Raw genomic sequence first — 20,485 nt, 5'->3', positions numbered from 1 at the left:
CCAATGCGAAAGGTCCCCAGCCTGAGGCTGGGGACCTTTCGTGATAATTCCTGGTCTGACCGTTACCGGGCTCCGGAGAGCATCCCCTGCGGGAAGTCGTCGGTAAGGTCAAGATCGCGACCGTAGCGCTGGGAGAATTCCTGCGGAACGGTGTCCGGAACAGCTACGCCCTCCGCAACGGCCACGCGGTCGCTGACTTCGCGGAGCATGCTGGACAACGGAACGTCCAGGGCGGTGCAGATAGAGGACAGGAGCTCGGAAGAAGCCTCCTTTTGGCCGCGTTCAACCTCACTCAGGTATCCGAGTGAGACGCGGGCGCTGTGCGAGACCTCGCGGAGGGTTCGGCCCTGACGCTGGCGGACATCGCGCAATACATCACCGATTTCGTGGCGTAGTACAACCATCTTGCGCTCCTTCTGTTCGCTCTGTGCCTGCTTAGCCAAGCCCACATCCTTCCAGCGGACAACGCCGTTTACGGATACGGGCTGCTTTACCATCTGTATCGCCTTGCTCCCTCGTTCATCCGGTTCGCTGGCTGGCGGACCGGTATGGTTTTTTACATCCTAGGCGCCCCGGCTGTTCCGAAGCGACACAATGACACAACTATTGGCAATGAGTTTTTGTTCCCGGCTACTTTACGAACGGTAACCAACCCCTTCCAGTGCATCAATCAGATGCGCCAGCGCAGCTTCGCAGGCCTTTTCCCTGATACTTTGCCTGTCCCCCGAAAAGCTGAATTCAAACGAACCAGTGCCAGTACTGGTGGCGACCCCAACGAAGACTGTTCCCACGGCTTTGCCGTCGTGGGCCTCCGGACCGGCCACACCAGTAGTGGATATTCCGACGTCGGCCGTACAGGCGCGCCTGGCACCTTCGGCCATGGCCGCCGCTACTCCGCCATCCACTGAACCAACGGCAGAAATCAGCTCCGTCGAAACACCGAGGATTGAGGCCTTCACGGAGTTCTGATAAGCAATCACGCCGCCCTGCAACATTCCGGACGCACCGGGTGTGTTGGCCAGGCTGGCCGCCACCATTCCTGCTGTCAGCGACTCGGCGGTGGCAACGGTAAGGCTCTTTCCCAATGCCAAGGCAACTGCCGCCGTCGCTAGTTCCGAGGCTTTGGCGGCGTCCACGGGGTTGCTCATGCGCGGCGGCCCGCAGCCCGAAGGCGGAGCGCCTGGACGACGTACTCCGCTCCGGTCCATAGCGTGATGGCAAGGGCGGCCATCATGACCCAGAAGGCCACAATGACCAGCCACGGCGCGATGGCCTCAAGCGGCAGGATGTACAGGAAGATGGCCACTGTCTGGATGACGGTCTTGAGCTTTCCGCCGCGGGAAGCCGGCATAACGCCGTATCGGATCACAAAGAACCTCAGTGCCGTGATGCCCCACTCGCGGACCAGGATGAGGATAGTCACCCACCAGGGCAGTTCCCCGAGGATGGACAAGAGCACCAGCGCTGAGCCGATCAGCAGTTTGTCGGCAATGGGGTCCGCAATCTTGCCGAAGTTGGTGATGAGGCCACGGGCACGGGCGATATCGCCGTCGAGCTTGTCCGTGTAGATCGCTACGGCGAAGGCCACAACGGCAGCCCACCGCCAAATACCTTGATGGTTATCATCCGCCACCAGGAACCAGACGAAAAATGGAACCAGGACGATACGGAGCATCGTGAGGATATTGGGAAGGTTCCAGACATCGGAGCTGGTGGAAGCGGCGTTGTCACCCTCGGCTGTAGTCACCCCTCTAGGCTACCGTCCGGTGAGCGACCAGGCGTCCTCGCCGCCCTCGTCCTCATCATCGGGGACGTCGGCGCCGTCGAAATATTCAACAGCTTGGGTCCGGTTGTCGAGGTCCGCTGCCACCAGGTCCTCGGCGTAGCCGCCGACGGCGATATTGGAGTTCGCGTTATCGCTCAGTGCCGCAGTGTGGGCGTCAGGCGCAGCCGGCGATTCCTGTCCCTTCATGGCAGCAAGCACGGCAGCGAGGTCATCCGGCTTAACCAGGACATCCCGGGCTTTGGAGCCTTCGGAGGGACCCACGACGCCGCGGGACTCCAGGAGGTCCATGAGGCGTCCGGCCTTGGCGAAGCCGACACGAAGCTTGCGCTGCAACATGGAGGTGGAACCGAACTGCGTGGTGACCACCAATTCGGTGGCCTGCAGCAGCACCTCGAGGTCGTCTCCGATGTCGTCGTCGATCTGTTTCTTGGGGGCCTCAGCAGCGACGTCGTCCCGGTACACAGCCTGCAACTGGCCCTTGACATGTTCAACAACCTTGTGGATTTCGGATTCCGTCACCCAGGCACCCTGCACACGCATGGCCTTGGAAGCGCCCATCGGCAGGAAGAGCGCATCGCCCTGGCCAATGAGTTTTTCGGCGCCAGGCTGGTCCAGCACCACGCGGGAGTCCGTGACGGACGAGGTGGCGAACGCCATGCGGGAGGGCACGTTGGCTTTGATGAGGCCCGTGACGACGTCCACGGATGGCCGCTGCGTAGCCAACACCAGGTGGATGCCGGCGGCACGTGCCAGCTGGGTGATGCGGACGATCGAGTCTTCGACGTCGCGTGGCGCCACCATCATGAGGTCCGCTAGCTCGTCCACAATGACCAACAAGTACGGGTAGGGCTTGATGACTCGCTTGGAGTCAACGGGCGGCGTGACCTTGCCTGCCCTGACCGCCTTGTTGAAGTCGTCGATGTGCTTGTACCCGTAGTTGGCGAGATCGTCATAACGGGCGTCCATCTCCCGAACCACCCACTGCAGGGCTTCGGCCGCCTTCTTGGGATTGGTGATGATGGGCGTAATCAAGTGTGGAACGCCTTCATACGCAGTCAGTTCCACGCGCTTGGGGTCCACCATGACCATGCGGACTTCGTCAGGCGTAGCGCGCATCAGGATCGAGGTGATCATGGAGTTCACGAAGCTTGACTTACCAGCACCTGTAGCACCGGCCACCAGGAGGTGGGGCATCTTGGCCAGGTTGGCGACGACATAACCGCCCTCGACGTCCTTGCCGACGCCCATGACCATCGGGTGGTCAGTGCGGCGTGCATTCTGGCTCCGCAGCACATCGCCCAGGGATACCGTTTCGCGGTCCGTGTTGGGAATCTCGATGCCGATTGCGGACTTGCCGGGAATGGGGCTCAGAATACGGACGTCGCTGGATGCCACCGCGTAGGAGATGTTCTTGGACAGCGCCGTTACGCGCTCCACCTTGGTGCCGGGAGACAGTTCGATTTCATAGCGTGTCACTGTGGGGCCGCGACTGAAGCCGGTTACGGCGGCATCAACATTGAATTGGGTCAGCGTGTCCGTCAGGGCGGCCACGACGGCGTCATTCGCTTCGGTGCGCTCCTTCGGAATGGAGCCTGGTGTCAGGAAGTCCGAGGCAGGCAGGGTGTACGTGACGTCCCCGGCCAGTGACAGTTGCTCTGTACGCTGCGGAATTGGCGTGGGCGGCGGAGGGGGCGTTGCTGGCCGGGCCGGAACCTGCGCCACTGTGGGTGCCGTCATTTCCGGGGTGAGGACGGGAATGGCCTCTGTGGGGTTGTCGATGCCTGGAGCAGCACCCAAGCCCTGGGCAGCCTTGATCTTACCCACTGCTATCTCAGCTTGGGTGGGGCGGCGTACGCCCGGCGGAACGCGCGGGGCAGATGCTTGGGGAGTTTCGTCGTCGTCGACTATTGCATGCTCAAAGGCTTCGTCACCGACGTAGCCTTCCAAACCGGCGTCGGTATCCTCATCCTTGCCGAAGAAGCGCATCCGCTTCTTCTTCTTGGGCTTTGCAACCGCCCCGTTTTCATAGAGGTAGCTGCGATCATGGGCATCCTTGCCGGACTCGGCATCCATGAGGTCCACGCCCATGAGGTGCTCGTAGGCGGAGCGGATCCTGGAGGGGATCGCCCCGAAGGGCGTGGCCGTAACGATCAGCACTGACACGAAGGCCAACAGGCTGTAGACGATCACCGGGACGGCGGCATGAATTGCAGCAAGTGGCGACGCTGCAAGGAAGCCCAGCATTCCGCCCGCCCTGCGCAGCCCATCGAAGCCATCGGCCACGGTGGGCTGGCCGCCGATGATGTGGGCCAAGCCGGAACCGGCAAAAGTCATGATCATGAAGCCGATGCCAACGCGGTTGTTGCCGCGGCCATCCTGCGGTTTGCGGAAGAGGCGGAAAGCGCAGATGAAAAGCATGAAAGGCAAAACAAGCGACATCCAGCCGAAAGTGCCATTGACCACGCTGTAGACGGCGTCAGGCAGCCATCCGGTCAGGCCCCACCAAGCGAAGGTGGCAATGCCGATTCCCAGCACGAGGTTGAACAGGGCTGCACCGTCGCGGCGATCGGCGGGATCGAGATCGCTGACGTCGTATCCGATCCGGCGGACTCCTGCGCCAACTACGTGCCCAATGCCCTGCCAGACGCCCGCCAGCATGCGCACGGGCAGCGGCGCATGGGGCTCGACGGCGGCCGGCTGCTTGGTGCGGGCACTGCTGCCCCGACCGTTCCTGGGCGTGGCTGCGGTGCTTTTGGATGCAGCTGCGCCCCGGCCTGTGCCGCCGGATTTACTACTGGAGCTGCCTCGTGGCGTGGAGGAAGTACGGGTCGCCATGCTTGCCACGCTACCCCAAGGGGGCCCGAAATCCGCGGATTTCAGACCCCCTGGGATGCATGTTGCCGGTGGACTACGCCTCCAGGACCACCGGAATGATCATGGGACGGCGACGAAGCTTCCGGTTCACCCATGTTCCGATGATCCTGCGCACTACCTGCTGCAGCTGGTGGTTGGTGTGGTCTGCGTGGTTGAGCACAGCTTCTTCCAACGCGGCGTTGATCTTGGGAATGATTTCGTCGAAGACGGCGTCATCCTCCGCTACGCCACGTGCATGGATTTCCGGTCCGGAGACGATCTTGCCGGTGGTCCGGTTAATAACCGTGATGATGGAGATGAAGCCTTCGTCGCCGAGGATACGCCGGTCCTTCAGATCCGCATCGGTGATTTCACCCACGCTGGAACCGTCCACATAAACAAAGCCGACCTCTACCTGGCCAACGATGTTGGCCTTGTGGTCCTTCAGGTCAATAACGGTGCCATTATCGCTGAGGATGATGCCGTCGGAAGGCACGCCGGATTCTTCGGCAATATTTCCATTGGCAATCAAGTGACGCGTTTCACCGTGGACAGGCATCGCATTGAGGGGCTCAAGGATGTTGTAGCAGTACAGCAATTCGCCGGCAGCTGCGTGTCCGGACACGTGAACCTTGGCCGTTCCCTTGTGAATCACATCGGCACCGAGCTTCAGCAAGCCGTTGATGATGCGGAAGACTGCGTTCTCGTTGCCTGGGATGAGGCTGGAGGCCAGGATCACGGTGTCGCCCTGGCCGACAACCACTCGGTGGTCGCCGTTGGCCATGCGAGATAGTGCCGCCATGGGCTCGCCCTGGGAGCCGGTGGACATGAGGACCACCCGGTCATCGGGGAGGTTGTCAATGTTCTTGATGTCCACCAGGATCCCGTTGGGCACGTCAAGGTAGCCCAGTTTGGCCGCGATGGCCATGTTCCGAACCATGGAACGGCCCACGAAGGCAACGTTGCGGCCGTGCTTGGCTGCGGCGTCGAGAACCTGCTGGACGCGGTGAACGTGGGAAGAGAAAGAAGCCACGATGATGCGCTTCTTCGCCTGCCCGAACAATCGATCAAGCGTGGGGCCGATCTCCTTCTCGGCGGTGGTGAACCCGGGAACGTCGGCGTTAGTGGAGTCTGCCATGAAGAGGTCCACTCCTTCTTCGCCCAGGCGGGCGAAGTGACGGAGGTCGGTGATGCGGCCGTCCAAGGGCAGTTGGTCCATCTTGAAGTCGCCCGTATGCAGGACAGTGCCGCCCTCGGTGCGGATGAAGACTGCCAAGGCGTCCGGGATCGAGTGGTTCACTGCGATGAATTCGCATTCGAACGGGCCGAACTGCTCCACCTGGCCCTCGGTAACGGTCAGCGTGTACGGCTTGATCCGATGTTCCTGGAGCTTCGCCTCCACCAGGGCCAGCGTCAACTGGGAGCCGATCAAAGGGATGTCCGCTTTGAGGCGCAGCAGATAGGGAACAGCACCGATGTGGTCTTCGTGGCCGTGAGTGAGCACCACACCAACAACATCCTGCAGCCGGTCCTCGATGTAAGAGAAGTCGGGAAGGATCAAATCAACGCCGGGCTGCGTTTCCTCGGGAAAAAGTACGCCGCAGTCAACGATCAGCAACTTGCCGTCGATTTCGAAGACCGCCATGTTGCGGCCTATCTCCCCCAGTCCACCCAGCGGAACAATCCGCAATGTGCCTTGCGGCAGTTTCGGCGGAGTAACCAATCCAGGAAGGGCTGTTTGGGTCATATTGTGCTTCTTTCCGGCGGAACCGTCCTAGACGTTGAAGTCCATTCCGGCTTCCGCCAAATCCCCGCGGATGGTTTGGATCTCGGCCTCGTCCGGCTCCACGAGGGGCAAACGGACAACCGAGTTGGGCAGGACTCCCTGCCACTTGAGAATCTGCTTGGCGGCTACAGCGCCTTGGACCCGCGTCATGGTTGCACGCACCACGGGTTCCAGTTCAAAGTTGATGGCCCGCGCCTTGGCGAGGTCATTGGCATTGACAGCGTCAATGAGTTCGCGGAAACGTCGGGTGGCCACGTGGGTGGTTACGCCCACGAGCCCTACGGCGCCGAGCGCCATCCACTGCAGTGTGAGGCCGTCGTCGCCGGAGTAAAAGACCAAATCGGTCTCGGCCATGACGCGGGTGGCTGCGGCGAAGTCCGCCTTCGCGTCCTTCACGGCCACGATGTTCGGGTGCTTCGCAAGCCCAATCATGGTCTCGGGAGCGATGGCAATGGAAGAGCGTCCGGGGATGTCGTAGAGCATGACCGGCAGGTCCGTAGAGGACGCAATCGCCTCAAAGTGGGCCCGAACGCCGGCCTGGCTGGGCTTGTTGTAGTAAGGAGTGACGATCAGAAGGCCGTCGATGCCAATCTGGGCCGCACGCTGGGACAGGTGCACCGAGTGCGCGGTGTCATTGGTGCCGGTTCCGGCAATGATGGCAGCTTTGCCCCCCACGGCTTCCTTGACCGCACGGAACATGCCGAGGTTTTCTTCGTCAGTAAGGGTTGAGGTCTCTCCAGTGGTACCGGTGACCACGAGTCCGTCGCAACCGTCCTGGACCAGCTTCTCCGCCAATGCTGCAGCTTGGTCGTAGTCGACCTTGCCATCCTCGGTGAACGGGGTGACCATGGCGGTCAACAGGGTACCAAGTGCGGGAATGTGGGCGCGGGAGTCAGACATAAGAAAAACGTTACCTTGTCACGGCCATGTTCCGGGAATGGGTTCCGCGTGATGGTCGTCATCGGCACTGCTGACTATGCGGGCTTGGGCGTCTTCAGCGTCCCCTCCGAACTCGCCGTCCCCTCCGAGCAATACTGCGCCACCGCTTTTTCCTTCAGCTGTTCCGCCCACGCAACCAGGCGTTGGGAAGCGCGGACGTAGTCGAAGAGTTCCCTTGGCGTGAGGGCTTCAAGGTCTGTTTCAGCCAGGCGACGTGCAAGCTCAGCACCCGGCGGCTGCTCGATCAGGACCGTGCCCTCGCTGCGCCACTGGACGTCCTCTGGCGGCTCCCCTGCCACGAGTTGCCTGAAGAGGAAGTCGACCACACCCGGACTCATCGCCTTCATGGGTCCGTGGAGGCCTTGCCGAGGATTTTGAGGCCGAGGATTTGGAGGCAGAGGACTTGGAGGCAGAGGACTTGGAGCATCGTTCATGCAGCCATATTATTCGAACATATATTCGAAAACAAGGCCCTTGAGCCGGAGCCGCGCGCAATTCCGCTATGAGCCACCTGCCGCGAAGATGCTTCCAACCCGCATCACAGCGGCGCCATAGGCGCTTGTGAGACGATCGCAGCATGACTTCGCAAGAGACGGCGCCAGCCCGGAAGGTGCCCAGGGGACGCAAAGTCTCCACCCGCCTCACGGGCATTGACGCCGCCCGCGGCCTGGCCCTGCTCGGAATGATGGCCACCCATTTGATGCCGACGTTCGGGCCCTCCCCCCAGTGGGAACCCACCTGGGTGGGACTGGTTTTCTCGGGCAGGTCCGCTGCGCTGTTCGCAGTCCTCGCCGGAATCGGGTTGGCACTCACCACCGGGAAACAAGAGCCGCGCCAAGGCATGGACCTCTGGGCGGCCAGAAGCGGTGTTGCGATGCGGGCCTTGGTGATTGCCGTCGTCGGGCTGACTCTTGGGGGTCTGGACGTCAACATCGCGATCATCCTGGTGCACTATGCCGTCCTGTTCCTGTGCATCCTGCCGTTTCTGGGATTGCGACTGAAAGCGCTCTTCTTGTGGGCGCTCGGCTGGGTCCTGGTGTCACCCCTGATCGCCTACCTCGTCCACCCCTGGTTTCTCGACGCCACCCCTCCCCTGCAGTTGGGCCACAATCCAAACAGCGAGGACCTGGAGACGCCGGGACGCCTTGTCGCGGACCTGTTCTTCAGTGGCTACTACCCCGTGTTCCAGTGGATCGCTTATTTGCTGATCGGACTGGCGATCGGACGTTTGGCGCTCACGACGGCGAACGTCCAGTTGCTGCTCTTCACCTGCGGATTCGCCGTGGCCGCTTTGGCGAAAATCGCAGGAACCCTGGCCATGGAGGTATGGGGCGGTCGCGCCGCCCTCGAAGCACTTCCCGGAACACGCGGATACCCGCTCGAGAGCATGCTCCAGGTGAATCTGACCGGATTGCAACAGGTGGATTCCTGGTGGTGGCTGGCAAGCGCGGCACCACATGCTGGCACAACCCTGGACCTGCTTCATACCGGCGGGGTGGCGGCCGCCGTCGTCGGGTTCTTCCTGATGCTCGGCACGCTGGCCGAACGCATCAAGGTCAACTTCCTCATACTCCTCAGCGGTCCGGGTGCCATGACCCTCACGTTGTATTCACTCCACGTGTGGGCGGTCTCCGGTTTCCACAACAAGCCACTTCCAGCGGGGTGGACCGACGAAGGAATGTATTGGACGCAGGCGCTGGCCGCCGTAAGCATCGGCGTGTGCTTTGCCCTCTTCCGACGCCGGGGACCTCTGGAGTGGCTGGCACACCAGGCCTCGCGTTTGGGCAGTTACCGCCCGGCTGCCGTGGGCTGAGAACGGAACAGTTTCACGGCGTCGCGCATTGAAGCGCGGGCACGTTTGCGATCTCCAGAGGCATCGTAGGCACAGCTCAACCGGAACCAGGAACGCCAATCCCCCGGCGCTGCCTCGGCCTCCTCACGGTACTTTTCGAACTCGGCGTCCGCGGCAGCACGGACAATGCGGCCACCGGGCGTGCGCGGCAGGGTATCCACAGGCAGTCCGCCCTCGGCTTCCAAAACCTTGGCCATCTGTTCGGTTCTCGCGCCAAACAACACCTCACGAATGAGCGCCCAAGCGCCAATCATGGGCAAAACGAGGTAAGCAGCGCCGATGCCCTTTGCCACCAGATTGGGATCACCAAGCAACAGGATGGACCGCTGGAGGGAAACCACCAGATACAGCACCAACAGCAAGGTGATGGCACCAACCCAGATTTTGGTGCGGTTCTTCTTCACAGACTCCCAAAGAGTTCCCATGGTCCTAGAGCCCCAGGTCCAGGTAGCCATCCAGGCCCAAGGTCAAGCCTGGGTGGTCCGCAACTTTGCGAAGCCCGAGCAGGACACCAGGCATGAACGAGGCACGGTCGAAGGAATCATGGCGCAACGTCAGCTGTTCACCAGGCCCGCCGAAGAGCACCTCCTGGTGCGCCACCAGCCCGCGGAGCCGCACGCTGTGGACGCGTACACCCTCCACGTCGCAGCCCCGGGCGCCGTCCAGGGACGTTTCCGTAGCGTCAGGACTTGCTGGCACACCGGCTTCCTGCCTGGCCTGGGCAATCAGCTGTGCCGTACGCACGGCCGTACCTGAAGGAGCGTCTACCTTGTTCGGGTGATGCAGTTCAATGATCTCCACGGACTCGAAGTACTGCGAAGCCTTCGCCGCAAATGCCGACGCCAGCACAGAACCCAAAGCAAAATTCGGGGCGATCAGGACGCCTGTTTCCGGCTTCTGTTCCAAGAGGGTGCGCAGCGATCCAAGACGCTGCCCATCCCAACCCGTGGTCCCAACCACCGCATGAATGCCATGTTCAACCGCGAAGCGCACGTTGGCCTCGGTAGTGTCAGGAACAGTCAGGTCCACAACGTACTTGGCACCTGTGTCGAGAAGTGTCTGCAGGGAATCGCCGCGACCGAGAGCTGCTACCAGCTTCATATCATCGGCTGCTTCAACAGCCTTCACGGCTTCAATTCCCATGCGCCCGTGGGCGCCCAGCACTGCAACGGCAAGTTGTTCGGTCATGCCTTTAACCCTACCGCCGGGCCGGGGTACGGCAGGAACCGTGACTCCGCGCCTACTCCCCTGACCCGACCCATTCCACCGTGCCGTCGCTGAAGAACTGTTCCTTCCAAATGGGCACCTGAGCTTTGACCCGGTCCACGAGTTCCGCACAAACGGCAAACGCCTGGCCCCGGTGGGCGGCCGCAACGGCACACACCAGCGCGGGATCACCGATCTCCAGCATCCCAATCCTGTGCGCGGCCCAAATCCTGACCGGTTGCTCTGCTTCGCCGGAGTGCTCCGCGACCAGCTGCGCGACGACGTCGGACATGATCCGGTGCGCTGTGGGATGGGCGCTGTAGCTCAGGCGGTCCACGGGCTTACCGGAATCGTGGTTGCGCACCACGCCGCTGAAGCTGACTACTGCCCCGGCGGTGTCAGACTCCACGGCGGCAATTGCCTGGTCCACGGAGATAGGCTCGTCGCTCAGGACCGCGCTAACAACTTCAAAATCTGTTTCAGTGCCCATGGCTTCCTTCCAATTGATCGCAAAGGTGCCCGATCACCGGATCCAGGACAGTCAAGCCATCCATGACGCCCTTCGGGGAGCCGGGCAAGTTAATGATGAATGTCTTTCCTGCTGCTCCGGCGTGGCCACGGCTCAGCATGGCCATGGGCGTCTTTGCAGTGCCCGCCCGCCGAATGCCTTCCATAATGCCCGGGATCTCACGATCCAGCAGCGGCAACGTTACTTCCGGCGTCTGGTCGTCCGGACTCAGGCCCGTTCCACCACTGGTGATGACGACGGCGGGCTGCTGCGTCAGGAGCGCCCTCAAAGCCGCGCCAACGGGCTCGCCATCCGGCACCACCATGGTGGGGAAGGCATCAAAGCCATGCTCCTTGAGCCAATCCAGGATGACGGGGCCGGTTTCGTCGGCGTAGATTCCCGCTGCCGCACGGGTGGAGGCAATAACGACGCCGGCCTTCCGCGGCCCGTGGGCGTTTGGTTCGCACGCATTCATGCTTGGGCTCCTTCCGGGGCGGCTTCCGGGGCGGATTCCGGGGCTGCGCTGCCTCGGTTCCACTCTCCGTGCTTCCAATCCCCGCTTTTGCCACCACTTTTTGCCAGCACCTGGATGTCCGTCAGCACTGCATGCTTATCCACAGCCTTGATCATGTCGTAGACGCTCAGGGCCGCTACGGACGCAGCCGTAAGTGCTTCCATTTCGACGCCGGTGACACCGCGGGTCTTCACGGTAGCCAGTACTTCGATCGAGTCGGCTCCCAGCTCAAAATCAACGGTGACTTTGGAGATCGGCAACGGGTGGCACAGCGGGATCAGTTCCGGTGTCTTCTTAGCGGCCATAATCCCTGCCACGCGCGCCACTGCGAGCGCGTCGCCCTTGGGTAATTCGCCAGCGCCGAGAAGCGCCAGGACTTCGGCAGTGCTGCGCACCGTGGCCGTGGCAGTTGCCTCACGGGTGGTAACTGCTTTCTCTGAGACATCCACCATCTGGGCAGTACCGTCTTGCCGGAGATGGGTCAGGCCGCCGCTGTTGCCGGACGTGTTCGTGGGAATTTCATTCACAGCATCCATACTTCCACTTCGCTTCCCTCCGCGAGTTCCGTGACGTCGCTGGGAATCTGCACCAGGGCGTTCGATCGCGCCAAGGCGTGCATCAGGTGGCTTCCCGCGCCACCTTCCATTCGAACGGAGCCGTCAGGCAGCACTGTTCCGCGGCGCACTTGATGCTTGCCCTCGGGTGAGCGCAGGGGTTCCGCCAAGCGTGCCCGCTGTACTGGCCGCGGTGCCGGGACACCGTGGATCAGCGACAAGGCAGGGCGCAGGAACATTTCGTAGGAGACAAGGCAGCTGACAGGGTTGCCGGGAAAGCCGAGGAACGGAACACCTTCAAAGCGGCCGATCCCCTGTGGGCCGCCGGGCTGCATGGCAACTGGCAGGAACTCCACGTGCTGGGCGGCCATGGCTTGGCGGACAACCTCGTACGCCCCCTTGCTGACGCCACCGGTGGTCACGATCAGGTCCACCGGGTGCTTGCCGTCTTCGCTTCCGACGTGGTTGCGAAGTACTGCGAGCAATCGTGCGGGATCGTCATCGGAGATTCCGCTTCGTACCACGTCAAGACCCGCTTGGCGCATGGATGCTTCCAGGAGGATTCCGTTGGAGTCGTAGATCTTGCCGGGCGTGAGATTCCGGCCCGGTTCCAGGACCTCATCGCCCGTGGTGACCAGCAGGACGCGCAATGGCTTGCGGACTTCGACGGCGGTCAGCCCCAATGCGGCCAACAAGCCGAGCTGCGCTGGTCCTAAACAGGTCCCCGCGGGGAGGGCCAACTCCCCTTCCTGGATGTCGCTGCCGGCGTTTCGAACATAGGTGCCCGGAGCAGTGGCGGGCAGATCAACCTCAACGTCCCTGGCCTCAGGATTCGGGAAAGTGCTGGGACGCGCCCGCTCAATGGGAACCACGGCGTCGGCACCCTCGGGAATCATGGCGCCGGTCATGATGGGCACGGCATAGCCTGGCTTCAACGCCTCCGGAGCCGCCCCCGCTGGAACCGGTGCCGCCACGCGTAGCTTCGCGCCGCCGTCGGGAATGTCAGCAGAGTTGACGGCAAAGCCGTCCATTTGGGAGTTGGCGAAGGGCGGCAGGGAAAGTGGCGCCTGGAGGTCGACGGCGAGCGCCTTGCCCAGGGCTTCCAGTAGCGGCAGCTGTTCAGTTGACGTGGTCGCGGCTGGACCGCTCAGTAGTTCCACCACGGCGTCGCGATGGGCAGCAACGGATCTGGGCAAGGACATCCTCCTGTGTGGTCACGCTGTGTGGTCACGCTCGGGGCCGGAGATTATCCGGACGTACCCAGAGTAGGGCCTTAAGTGACCTTCACGTTGATGGTGTGGTACCCGGTGGCGCCGTCGGGAGCTACCGGGGTCCGGTCTTCGGTCTGTGGTTTGCCCGTGGAGTCAGTGGCACGCACCTGGACTTCATAGTTGCCGGGCGTGAGATCAAGTCCCAGCTGCCACTGGTACCAGGTATCCGTGGATATCCCCGGTGCAAGCATCGTCTGGCGCCAAGGACCACGGTTGACGCGGAGCTCCACATGGTCAACGCCGCGGTGCTGGGCCCAAGCGACACCACCAAACTGCACTTTGCCTGCTTTGACCGTGCGGCCACTGCGCGGTACGTCGATCCGGGACTGCGTCTTGATGGGGCCGTGATCACTCCAGCCGCGGGGAGTCCAGTAAGCGGTATCGTCCGCGAATCGGGTGACCTTGAGTTCGGTGAGCCATTTGGTTGCTGAGACGAAGCCGTAGAGTCCGGGCACGATCATCCGCACTGGGAATCCATGTTCCAGGGGCAGCGGCTCGCCATTCATGCCAACGGCCAGGAGGGCATCGCGGTCATCCGTGAGCGCTTCCAGCGGCGTACTTGCTGTAAAGCCATCGTTGCTGGTGGACAGCACCATGTCCGCTCCTGGTTTGGGACCCGCCATGGCCAGGAGCTCCCGCACAGGCCACCCGAGCCACAGGGCATTGCCGATGAGATCGCCGCCCACTTCATTGGACACGCACGCGATAGTGATGTGCCGTTCCGTCATCGGCTTGGTGAGGAGCGTCGCGAAATCGAGTTCGATCTCGCGATCCACCATTCCGGTCACTTTCAATTTCCACGCTGGAGGGTCGATGGCCGGAACGGTCAATGCAGTGTCGATACGGTAAAAGTCAGGGTTCGGTGTCACCAAGGTGCTGATCCCTTCCAGCGGCAGTGAAGCCCCGTTAGGGATCGCCTGCTGGGTTGTCGCCGGAGCTGGCAGCGTTAATGAGCCCCTGAAACCGGAAGCCACGGCCGTCGCGCGCGTGAGGACGCTGGTGACAACGCCGCCAACAGCTGCCGCAATCGATGTGACCGCCAGTGCGTTCAGGAAGCTCCGCCTTGCCAGAGGGGCAGGCTCCGGCGAGGGTGAGGCACTGGCTGTGGACCCTTCAGCAGATGGCACCACGCCGGATGACGCTTCACGCGGCGGCACCCAGGTGCCCAGCCGGCGAATGAGCGTGCGGAGCAGCAGCATGGTGACGACGGCGGCCACGATGGGCGCGATGGCGGCTTGCGGTGTTGTTTGGGCCCGGGTCAGGACTGCGCTTAGGCCCGCCGCGCCTGCCAAGGCCGCCAGAACAAGTCCGAGTCCGGTCCGACGGCGCTCCAGAATCCCGGCCAGGGCAGCCAGAACCACGGCCACAATCAGGATGGAAGCGACCAGCACGATCTTGTCCGCCGTCCCGAAGAGCTGCACGGCGAGGTCCTTCACCCCGGGAGGAACGGAATCGATGACGGCACCGCCCAGGGCCGTCACCGGCGAAACGAGGGGGCTGAGGAAGCCGGCGCTCAACTCGCCTGCAGCAATGCCTGCTGCCCCGGCAGCCACCCCGGCAACCGCTGCCCAGAATCCAGGCTTTCTCATGCTGCGCCTCCTTGGCGATCCACGGCAGATCCTGCCGCAAGGGAGCCCTCCGGAAGGGAGCCGGCCGGAAGCGACAGCGCAAACCGACAACCGCCGTCGACGTTTTCCACGTTCACAGCTCCCCCGTGGGCTTTCACGATGCCGGACACCATGCTTAATCCGATTCCTGCCCCTGTGTAGCTTCCCTGTGCTCCCGACGGGCTCCCCCGGGAAGGGTCCTTTTGCCAGCCGGTTTCGAACAGGTGGGGAAGGTCTTCCTCCGGGATGCCCCCGCAGTGGTCTTCCACGGCGACCACAGCGTTTCCGTTGTCACGCCCAACGCTGATGTGTACCTCGGTGTCCGGCGTGCTGTAAATAATCGCGTTGAGCAGCACGTTCCGGACAGCCCGGGCCATGCTGGGTCCGTCGGCTACGGCCATGCATTCGCGGTCTCCGCCGCCAGTGAGCCTAATGGCGCGTTGGGCGGCCAGCGGCGCCAGATCGGACAACGCATCGCTGACAAGGTCATAGAGGTCCAGCGATTCGGCGCGCAAGCGAAGGCTTCCGGCCTGGATCTTGGACAACTCCAGGAGGTCGTTGACCATGGCGGTCATTTGTTCGGTCTGCCCGATGATCTTCCGGTAATACTCCGGGATATCAGCGACCATGCCGTCCTCGAGGGCTTCGGTCATGGCGCGCATGCTGGCAAGTGGAGTCCGGAGGTCATGTGAAATCCACGAGACCAGCTCGCGCCGCGCGGTTTCAATAGCGGCTTCCCTGGCCCGCGACTCCGCCAGGTTACGGCTGCTGGCCTCCAACTCCTGGGCCAGTTCAGCGAGTTCCGAGGTCATGGCAGGTTCAGCCCGCTTTCCATCCGCACTGTTGTGATCCAGGGTTTCGCCCCGGCCGAGTCTCCTGGCCGCCGCCACGAGGCGCGCTGCGTTCCGGGAAACCCTGGCTCCCAGTACGAGCGACAAGGCCACTGCTACTGCCGAAGCCATGGCCAGGATGTACCACATAACCTCAAGGTCCCTGGCCGAAATGAACATGGCGTTGAAGGCACTGACCATCCCTGCCACGAGAACGGCCACGGTAGCTACCACCACCAGGCAGATCTGGGCCAACACGGAGGCCCGGCGAAGGACACGCAGCAGCAAAAACGTGATGGCACCGATGACCATTGCCCACAGGAGCACCCAGGCAAGGATGGTGACAAGCTCAGTGCTCTCCATGGCCATCCCCCTTGGCATCGAACCTGTAGCCAACGCCCCAAACCGTCCTCAGGAGCTCAGGTTTGGTGGGGTTGACTTCGATCTTCTCGCGGAGGCGGCGTACATGGACGGTCACGGTGGAAAGATCGCCAAAGTCCCAGCCCCACACTGCCTTGATGAGTTCTTCCCGGCTGAAGACCTGGTTGGGCCTGCGCAGCATGAAGGCCAGCAGATCGAATTCACGCAGTGTCAACGTCAGCGGCGCTCCAAGGTGAGTGACGGTCCGGGATGCGGGATCGAGTTCAAAGCCCGCCACTTCAACAGGTGGTTCAGGGGAGAATTCCTTGACGCTGCGGCGCAGCACGGACTTGACGCGAAGGACAAGCTCGCGCGGCGAGAACGGCTTGGTGACGTAATCGTCCGCGCCCATCTCCAAACCCAGGATCCGGTCATCTTCGGTTCCCAGGGCCGTCACCATAATGACCGGCACGCTCATGCTTTGACGGAGCCGACGACACACTTCCACGCCGTCCAGTCCTGGCAGCATGCGATCGAGGATCACCAGATCAGGCTGGCGCGTTGCGGCCAGCTTGAGCGCCGTGAACCCATCGCCAGCCATGTCCACTTGGAAACCGGCCTGCAGGAGATAGTCGCGGACAACATCAGCGATCGTCTGCTCGTCTTCGACGAGGAGGATGCGGCGATTGCCAGGCTCTGCCGCTGATGATGCCGATTGCATGGTCACGCTTTCAGCATAAGTACGCCGGAGCTGCCCGGCACCGGATACGGGTCACTTCCGCGCGAATGTACGCATTCCGTAAGAACTGCCTACCGCCGGCGACATGTCAGGGGCCACATTCGGTGGCACCTGAACGAAGCGTCCGATGAGTGAAACGGAATGTAGCCGGTATCACTGTTCAGGCCTGGGTGGCGTAGCCTGAATTTATGAGTGTTCAGCTAGGCATGCCTGTGCCTCCTTTGGGCAGCGCTGCGGGCAGCGGCCCGGTTCCGCCGCCGCGTCCGGCTGGCACGCCCGCGGGCTTGTGGGACCGCTACGGACGCCGGGCTACTGATATGCGCCTGTCCCTGACTGATAAGTGCAATCTGCGCTGTACTTACTGCATGCCTGCCGAAGGGTTGGAATGGCTCTCCAAGCAGGCGGTGATGACCAAAGACGAAATCATTCGGATTGTGCGGGTAGGCGTTAACGCCCTGGGCGTACGGGAGTTGCGCCTCACCGGCGGTGAGCCCCTGGTCCGGGCGGACCTGGTGGATGTCATAGCAGGCATCCGGAACGAGCACCCTGACCTTCCCATTTCGATGACCACCAACGGCGTGGGTCTGGACAAGAAAGCGGCCGCCCTCAAGGCCGCAGGACTCACCCGGATCAACGTTTCCCTGGATTCGCTCCACGAGGAAACCTTCACCAAGCTCACGCGCCGGCCTTTCCTGGACCGTGTCCTCGCCGGCGTGGACGCCGCGTGGGCCGCAGGTCTGGGTCCGGTCAAGTTAAATGCCGTGCTGATGAGGGGCATCAACGATGCCGAATCTCCGGACCTCCTCGCTTGGGCCTTGGGCCGCGGCTACGAACTTCGCTTCATCGAACAGATGCCGCTGGACGCTGACCACGGTTGGACCCGGCGCAACATGATCACCGCGGCTGAAATCCGGGAACTGCTGTCCAAGGACTTCGTCCTCAGCCGGGATCCACGTGAACGCGACGGCGCCCCTGCCGAACGTTTTGAAGTACGACGCCGGGACCAGGCAACCGGTGAAGCCAGCGGGTCCGTCCTCGGCACAGTCGGGATCATCGCCTCGGTCACCGAACCGTTCTGTTCAGACTGCCGCCGCACCCGTATTACTGCCGAGGGCAAGATCATGAGTTGCCTGTTCTCCCGTGAGGAGTTCGACCTCCTCGGACTGCTTCGGGAGGGCGCTACCGACGACGAGCTTGCCCAACGTTGGCAGGACGCCATGTGGGTCAAACCCAAAGCCCACGGCATGGACCACACCGGCCTCGGCGCACCGGACTTCGTGCAGCCGGACCGCAGCATGAGCGCAATCGGAGGCTGAACCCTTGCTTGTACGTTACTTCGCTGCCGCACGCGCCGCTGCAGGTGTCGAAGAGGAGATCCACCCGCTCCCGGAAGGATCGAGCCTCGAGGCGTTGCTGGAAGCTGCCCTCGCCGTCGAACGTCCAGTGCCCCCGGAGGGGACGCCGACGCTCGCCCGCGTCGTGGCCCGCAGCAGCTTCCTCAGGAACGAAGTAGCCGTCCGGGACCCTTCTGCCCCGCTGGGTGCGGAGGACGTTATCGACGTCCTTCCGCCGTTCGCAGGCGGCTAAACGGCAGAGTCAACAAATTCGGCGTCACCGCCTGCGGCGCTTCCAAGTGCCAACGCCAAGACGCCGGCACGGCTGTGCATTCCGGTTTTCGCGAAGATGCTCTTGAAATGATCCTGTGCGGTGAGGGGCGAGATCCGCATCCGGCCGGCGAGGACCTCGTTATCCATGCCTGCCCCCAACAAGGCCAAAGCCTGCCTTTCGCGTGCCGTCAATCCGTAGGCCCGAACGAATACGCCAAGCCGGGCTGCGGGCAGGCATTCCTGGATGGTGACGGCGATGGCCGGACCATTTGGCGAGTGAGTGGGACTATCCATCCGCGCGGCCCGCAAGGAGGCCCACTGGCCTCCACCGACATGGATTCTGGCTGCAGACGCACGATTGTCAATATGCGCTTCCTTGGCCAACAGCTGCGCCACCACGTTGTATACCTCTGCCGGGATGCCGGCGTGGGGCCGGGGCGCCCGTTGCAGAAGGGACAACCAGTTGCTGGCGCTGCTTGTCTGCCCGAGGACCTGCATGTCTTCGTCCATGACCAGAACCGCTTGGGCGGGCATGGACCCTTTGGACCCAACAGGAGATGCGGCGAATTGCCGGGCCCGGCTGCGGCGCAGTCCGCGGGTCATTGCCGGCGCGAGCGAAACAAGGAAGTCGAGGTCCTCCTCGCTGAACGCAGGATCTGTGTCCTCCCTCCAGAGATCAAGCCATGACCAGATACCGTGCTGGTCCCCCAGTGCAAGTGACGCTATGTCTCCCACTCCGTATCCGCGCAGGACGGTGTCCCAGAGCGGGTGTCGGGCGGGATCGCCATTTGTGGCCGCAAAGAGTGAGGCAGCCGGCCGTTCGGCTTCGGACAGGACTGTCCAGCGGTTTATTCGGCTGGCATATCTGGCCTTGATGACCAGCGGCACTTCGCTGGGGCACGGCACAGCCGCCATGGGCGCAACACCGGTGGCCGACTCGGGATCAGTCAGGGGCCAGACGAAAGCGCTGAAGCCCACCGCGTGTCGGAGCTCCGCCACGGCAGCCTCGCGAAGGGCATGGTCATCCCCAGCGGCGAGAAACAAGTCCTCAATCCGTTCCCGTGTCCGGTGGGTTGCCCATGAGCTGGCCATGCAGCCAGTATGCGCCGCTGCCGGCGGTTCCGGACCCCCATGAATCTGGGATATCGGCGCCTGTCATCGGCCCCTAAGCTGGCAGCACCAACGCGGACTCCACAGGAAGGATTGCCATGTACACCCTGTACATCGAACACGGAATCAAGGACTTTACCCAGTGGAAAGCCGCCTTCGACCGTGACCCCCTGGACCGCGCCGCCTCAGGAGTAAAGCAGTTCCGGGTGGGGACGCCCATGGAGGATCCCCGCTACGTGCTGGTTGAAATGGATTTCGAGCGTGCAGAGCAGGCAACGGACATGGTGGAGCGCCTGCACGCGTCTGTCTGGAGCTCCCCAGCCAACGCCCCGGCCCTCCAAGGCGCACCAAAGACACGGGTTGCCGAAACAGTGTACACGGGAACCTATTGACGCCAGTTCCTGCCTGGCCGGAGTCCTGGGCACATTCCTCGTGCCGCCGTCAGGTTTTCCGGAACACACTCTTGAGCAAGGGACTGAACTCGGCTGTGCCCTCGAGCCGCAGTTCCGCGGTGTGCACCAGGACGCCATCTTCAACACGAAAGGTGTGCCGGGCTACCCCCTCCGGCGTTCGCCGTTCCACCGTCAGCGTCCCGTCATGCCATGTGCCGCGCACCGGGGCAGTTGGCGGACGGCCCATGCTGTCCACGTAATACCAGAGCGTGTCCCCATGGGCGGGATCCACGGTGAACATCCCGTGCCCTTCAAAGTGCGTTCCGTCCGGTTCACGGTGCCGGTAGCTCTGCACAACGGCGTAGCCCCCAGCGGCTTCTGTGAAAACGGCTTCGGCCTCCGCAGTGCGCGCTGCACCCCATGGAGACTGTGCTATTTCCGTGATGCCCCGCCAATGTCCGATGAAGTCTTTCAGCAGTCCTGCGGCGTGTCCTTTGGGGGGCAGATCCATCACGACTCCAATGTGAGCAGGGCAGCATGATCGTATGATCATGCTGCCCTGTTTACCGTG

Annotated in this window: 22 protein-coding genes; 4 read left to right on the top strand and 18 right to left on the bottom strand. The window is 62.7% G+C overall.

Annotated features, from left to right (window positions below; translation table 11 throughout):
- Positions 1–62: 62 nt before the first annotated feature.
- The 7 genes from VUN82_08175 to VUN82_08145 form a co-directional block, all read right to left on the bottom strand.
- A complete protein-coding gene (locus VUN82_08175) occupies positions 63–497 on the bottom strand; it encodes a helix-turn-helix transcriptional regulator (GenBank protein ID XAS73799.1) in 435 nt (144 codons plus the stop codon).
- A 138-nt stretch (positions 498–635) separates the two neighbouring features.
- On the bottom strand, positions 636–1,148 hold the full coding sequence (locus VUN82_08170; protein XAS73798.1) for a nicotinamide-nucleotide amidohydrolase family protein: 513 nt from the start codon (positions 1,146–1,148) through the stop codon (positions 636–638).
- Positions 1,145–1,747: a CDP-diacylglycerol--glycerol-3-phosphate 3-phosphatidyltransferase gene (pgsA, locus tag VUN82_08165; GenBank protein ID XAS73797.1), complete on the bottom strand. Its 603-nt coding sequence runs from the start codon at positions 1,745–1,747 to the stop codon at positions 1,145–1,147. Before pgsA ends, VUN82_08170 begins: the two co-directional genes overlap by 4 nt.
- 9 nt (positions 1,748–1,756) lie before the next feature.
- On the bottom strand, positions 1,757–4,621 hold the full coding sequence (locus VUN82_08160) for a DNA translocase FtsK (protein XAS73796.1): 2,865 nt from the start codon (positions 4,619–4,621) through the stop codon (positions 1,757–1,759).
- Positions 4,622–4,694: 73 nt separating this feature from the next.
- Positions 4,695–6,386, bottom strand: a complete 1,692-nt coding sequence (locus VUN82_08155) for a ribonuclease J (protein XAS73795.1) — start codon at positions 6,384–6,386, stop codon at positions 4,695–4,697.
- A gap of 27 nt (positions 6,387–6,413) precedes the next feature.
- Positions 6,414–7,325: a 4-hydroxy-tetrahydrodipicolinate synthase gene (gene dapA / locus VUN82_08150; GenBank protein ID XAS73794.1), complete on the bottom strand. Its 912-nt coding sequence runs from the start codon at positions 7,323–7,325 to the stop codon at positions 6,414–6,416.
- A gap of 74 nt (positions 7,326–7,399) precedes the next feature.
- The gene (locus tag VUN82_08145; protein XAS74646.1) at positions 7,400–7,702 is read right to left on the bottom strand and encodes a hypothetical protein; all 303 of its coding nucleotides are present in this window, start codon (positions 7,700–7,702) and stop codon (positions 7,400–7,402) included.
- A 239-nt stretch (positions 7,703–7,941) separates the two neighbouring features.
- Between VUN82_08145 and VUN82_08140 the strand changes: the two genes are divergently transcribed.
- The gene (locus tag VUN82_08140) at positions 7,942–9,177 is read left to right on the top strand and encodes a heparan-alpha-glucosaminide N-acetyltransferase domain-containing protein (protein XAS73793.1); all 1,236 of its coding nucleotides are present in this window, start codon (positions 7,942–7,944) and stop codon (positions 9,175–9,177) included.
- On the opposite strand, the gene VUN82_08135 is transcribed toward VUN82_08140, so the two are convergent.
- The 9 genes from VUN82_08135 to VUN82_08095 all read right to left on the bottom strand — a co-directional run bounded on the left by VUN82_08135 (position 9,153) and on the right by VUN82_08095 (position 16,787).
- Positions 9,153–9,641 (bottom strand): hypothetical protein, encoded by a 489-nt coding sequence (locus VUN82_08135; GenBank protein ID XAS73792.1) that lies wholly within the window; start codon positions 9,639–9,641, stop codon positions 9,153–9,155. The genes VUN82_08140 and VUN82_08135 overlap by 25 nt on opposite strands.
- 4 nt (positions 9,642–9,645) lie before the next feature.
- A complete protein-coding gene (gene dapB, locus VUN82_08130) occupies positions 9,646–10,404 on the bottom strand; it encodes a 4-hydroxy-tetrahydrodipicolinate reductase (protein ID XAS73791.1) in 759 nt (252 codons plus the stop codon).
- 52 nt (positions 10,405–10,456) lie between these two features.
- The gene (locus tag VUN82_08125) at positions 10,457–10,912 is read right to left on the bottom strand and encodes a molybdenum cofactor biosynthesis protein MoaE (GenBank protein ID XAS73790.1); all 456 of its coding nucleotides are present in this window, start codon (positions 10,910–10,912) and stop codon (positions 10,457–10,459) included.
- Positions 10,902–11,405 carry a MogA/MoaB family molybdenum cofactor biosynthesis protein gene (locus VUN82_08120; protein ID XAS73789.1) on the bottom strand — a complete coding sequence of 168 codons (504 nt, stop codon included), beginning with the start codon at positions 11,403–11,405 and terminating at the stop codon, positions 10,902–10,904. Before VUN82_08120 ends, VUN82_08125 begins: the two co-directional genes overlap by 11 nt.
- Positions 11,402–11,980 carry a cyclic pyranopterin monophosphate synthase MoaC gene (moaC, locus tag VUN82_08115; GenBank protein XAS73788.1) on the bottom strand — a complete coding sequence of 193 codons (579 nt, stop codon included), beginning with the start codon at positions 11,978–11,980 and terminating at the stop codon, positions 11,402–11,404. The genes VUN82_08120 and moaC overlap by 4 nt, the downstream gene beginning before the upstream one ends.
- On the bottom strand, positions 11,968–13,200 hold the full coding sequence (gene glp / locus VUN82_08110) for a gephyrin-like molybdotransferase Glp (protein ID XAS73787.1): 1,233 nt from the start codon (positions 13,198–13,200) through the stop codon (positions 11,968–11,970). The genes moaC and glp overlap by 13 nt, the downstream gene beginning before the upstream one ends.
- A 71-nt stretch (positions 13,201–13,271) precedes the next feature.
- Positions 13,272–14,858, bottom strand: coding sequence for a molybdopterin-dependent oxidoreductase (locus VUN82_08105; GenBank protein ID XAS73786.1), 1,587 nt, complete (start codon positions 14,856–14,858; stop codon positions 13,272–13,274).
- Positions 14,855–16,069: a HAMP domain-containing sensor histidine kinase gene (locus VUN82_08100; protein XAS73785.1), complete on the bottom strand. Its 1,215-nt coding sequence runs from the start codon at positions 16,067–16,069 to the stop codon at positions 14,855–14,857. Before VUN82_08100 ends, VUN82_08105 begins: the two co-directional genes overlap by 4 nt.
- Positions 16,056–16,787: a response regulator transcription factor gene (locus VUN82_08095; GenBank protein ID XAS74645.1), complete on the bottom strand. Its 732-nt coding sequence runs from the start codon at positions 16,785–16,787 to the stop codon at positions 16,056–16,058. The genes VUN82_08100 and VUN82_08095 overlap by 14 nt, the downstream gene beginning before the upstream one ends.
- Positions 16,788–16,993: 206 nt before the next feature.
- Here VUN82_08095 and moaA point away from each other — a divergent pair, with 206 nt between their 5' ends.
- Together moaA and VUN82_08085 are read left to right on the top strand one after the other, a co-directional pair.
- Positions 16,994–18,121, top strand: coding sequence for a GTP 3',8-cyclase MoaA (gene moaA / locus VUN82_08090; protein ID XAS73784.1), 1,128 nt, complete (start codon positions 16,994–16,996; stop codon positions 18,119–18,121).
- A 4-nt stretch (positions 18,122–18,125) separates the two neighbouring features.
- On the top strand, positions 18,126–18,392 hold the full coding sequence (locus tag VUN82_08085; GenBank protein XAS73783.1) for a MoaD/ThiS family protein: 267 nt from the start codon (positions 18,126–18,128) through the stop codon (positions 18,390–18,392).
- Here the strand turns inward: VUN82_08085 and VUN82_08080 are convergent.
- Complete coding sequence (locus VUN82_08080; protein ID XAS73782.1) at positions 18,389–19,504, bottom strand: helix-turn-helix transcriptional regulator; 1,116 nt, start codon at positions 19,502–19,504, stop codon at positions 18,389–18,391. The genes VUN82_08085 and VUN82_08080 overlap by 4 nt on opposite strands.
- Positions 19,505–19,620: 116 nt before the next feature.
- Here VUN82_08080 and VUN82_08075 point away from each other — a divergent pair, with 116 nt between their 5' ends.
- A complete protein-coding gene (locus VUN82_08075; GenBank protein XAS73781.1) occupies positions 19,621–19,914 on the top strand; it encodes a hypothetical protein in 294 nt (97 codons plus the stop codon).
- A gap of 49 nt (positions 19,915–19,963) precedes the next feature.
- Here the strand turns inward: VUN82_08075 and VUN82_08070 are convergent, their stop codons facing one another.
- Entirely contained in the window at positions 19,964–20,425 is a 462-nt protein-coding gene (locus VUN82_08070; GenBank protein XAS73780.1) for a DUF1579 family protein, read from the bottom strand.
- Between the last annotated feature and the right edge of the window lie 60 nt (positions 20,426–20,485).

The sequence above is a fragment of the Micrococcaceae bacterium Sec5.1 genome (assembly GCA_039636795.1).
Lineage (GTDB): Bacteria > Actinomycetota > Actinomycetes > Actinomycetales > Micrococcaceae > Arthrobacter.
This window is presented reverse-complemented; position numbering and strand designations above follow the sequence as displayed.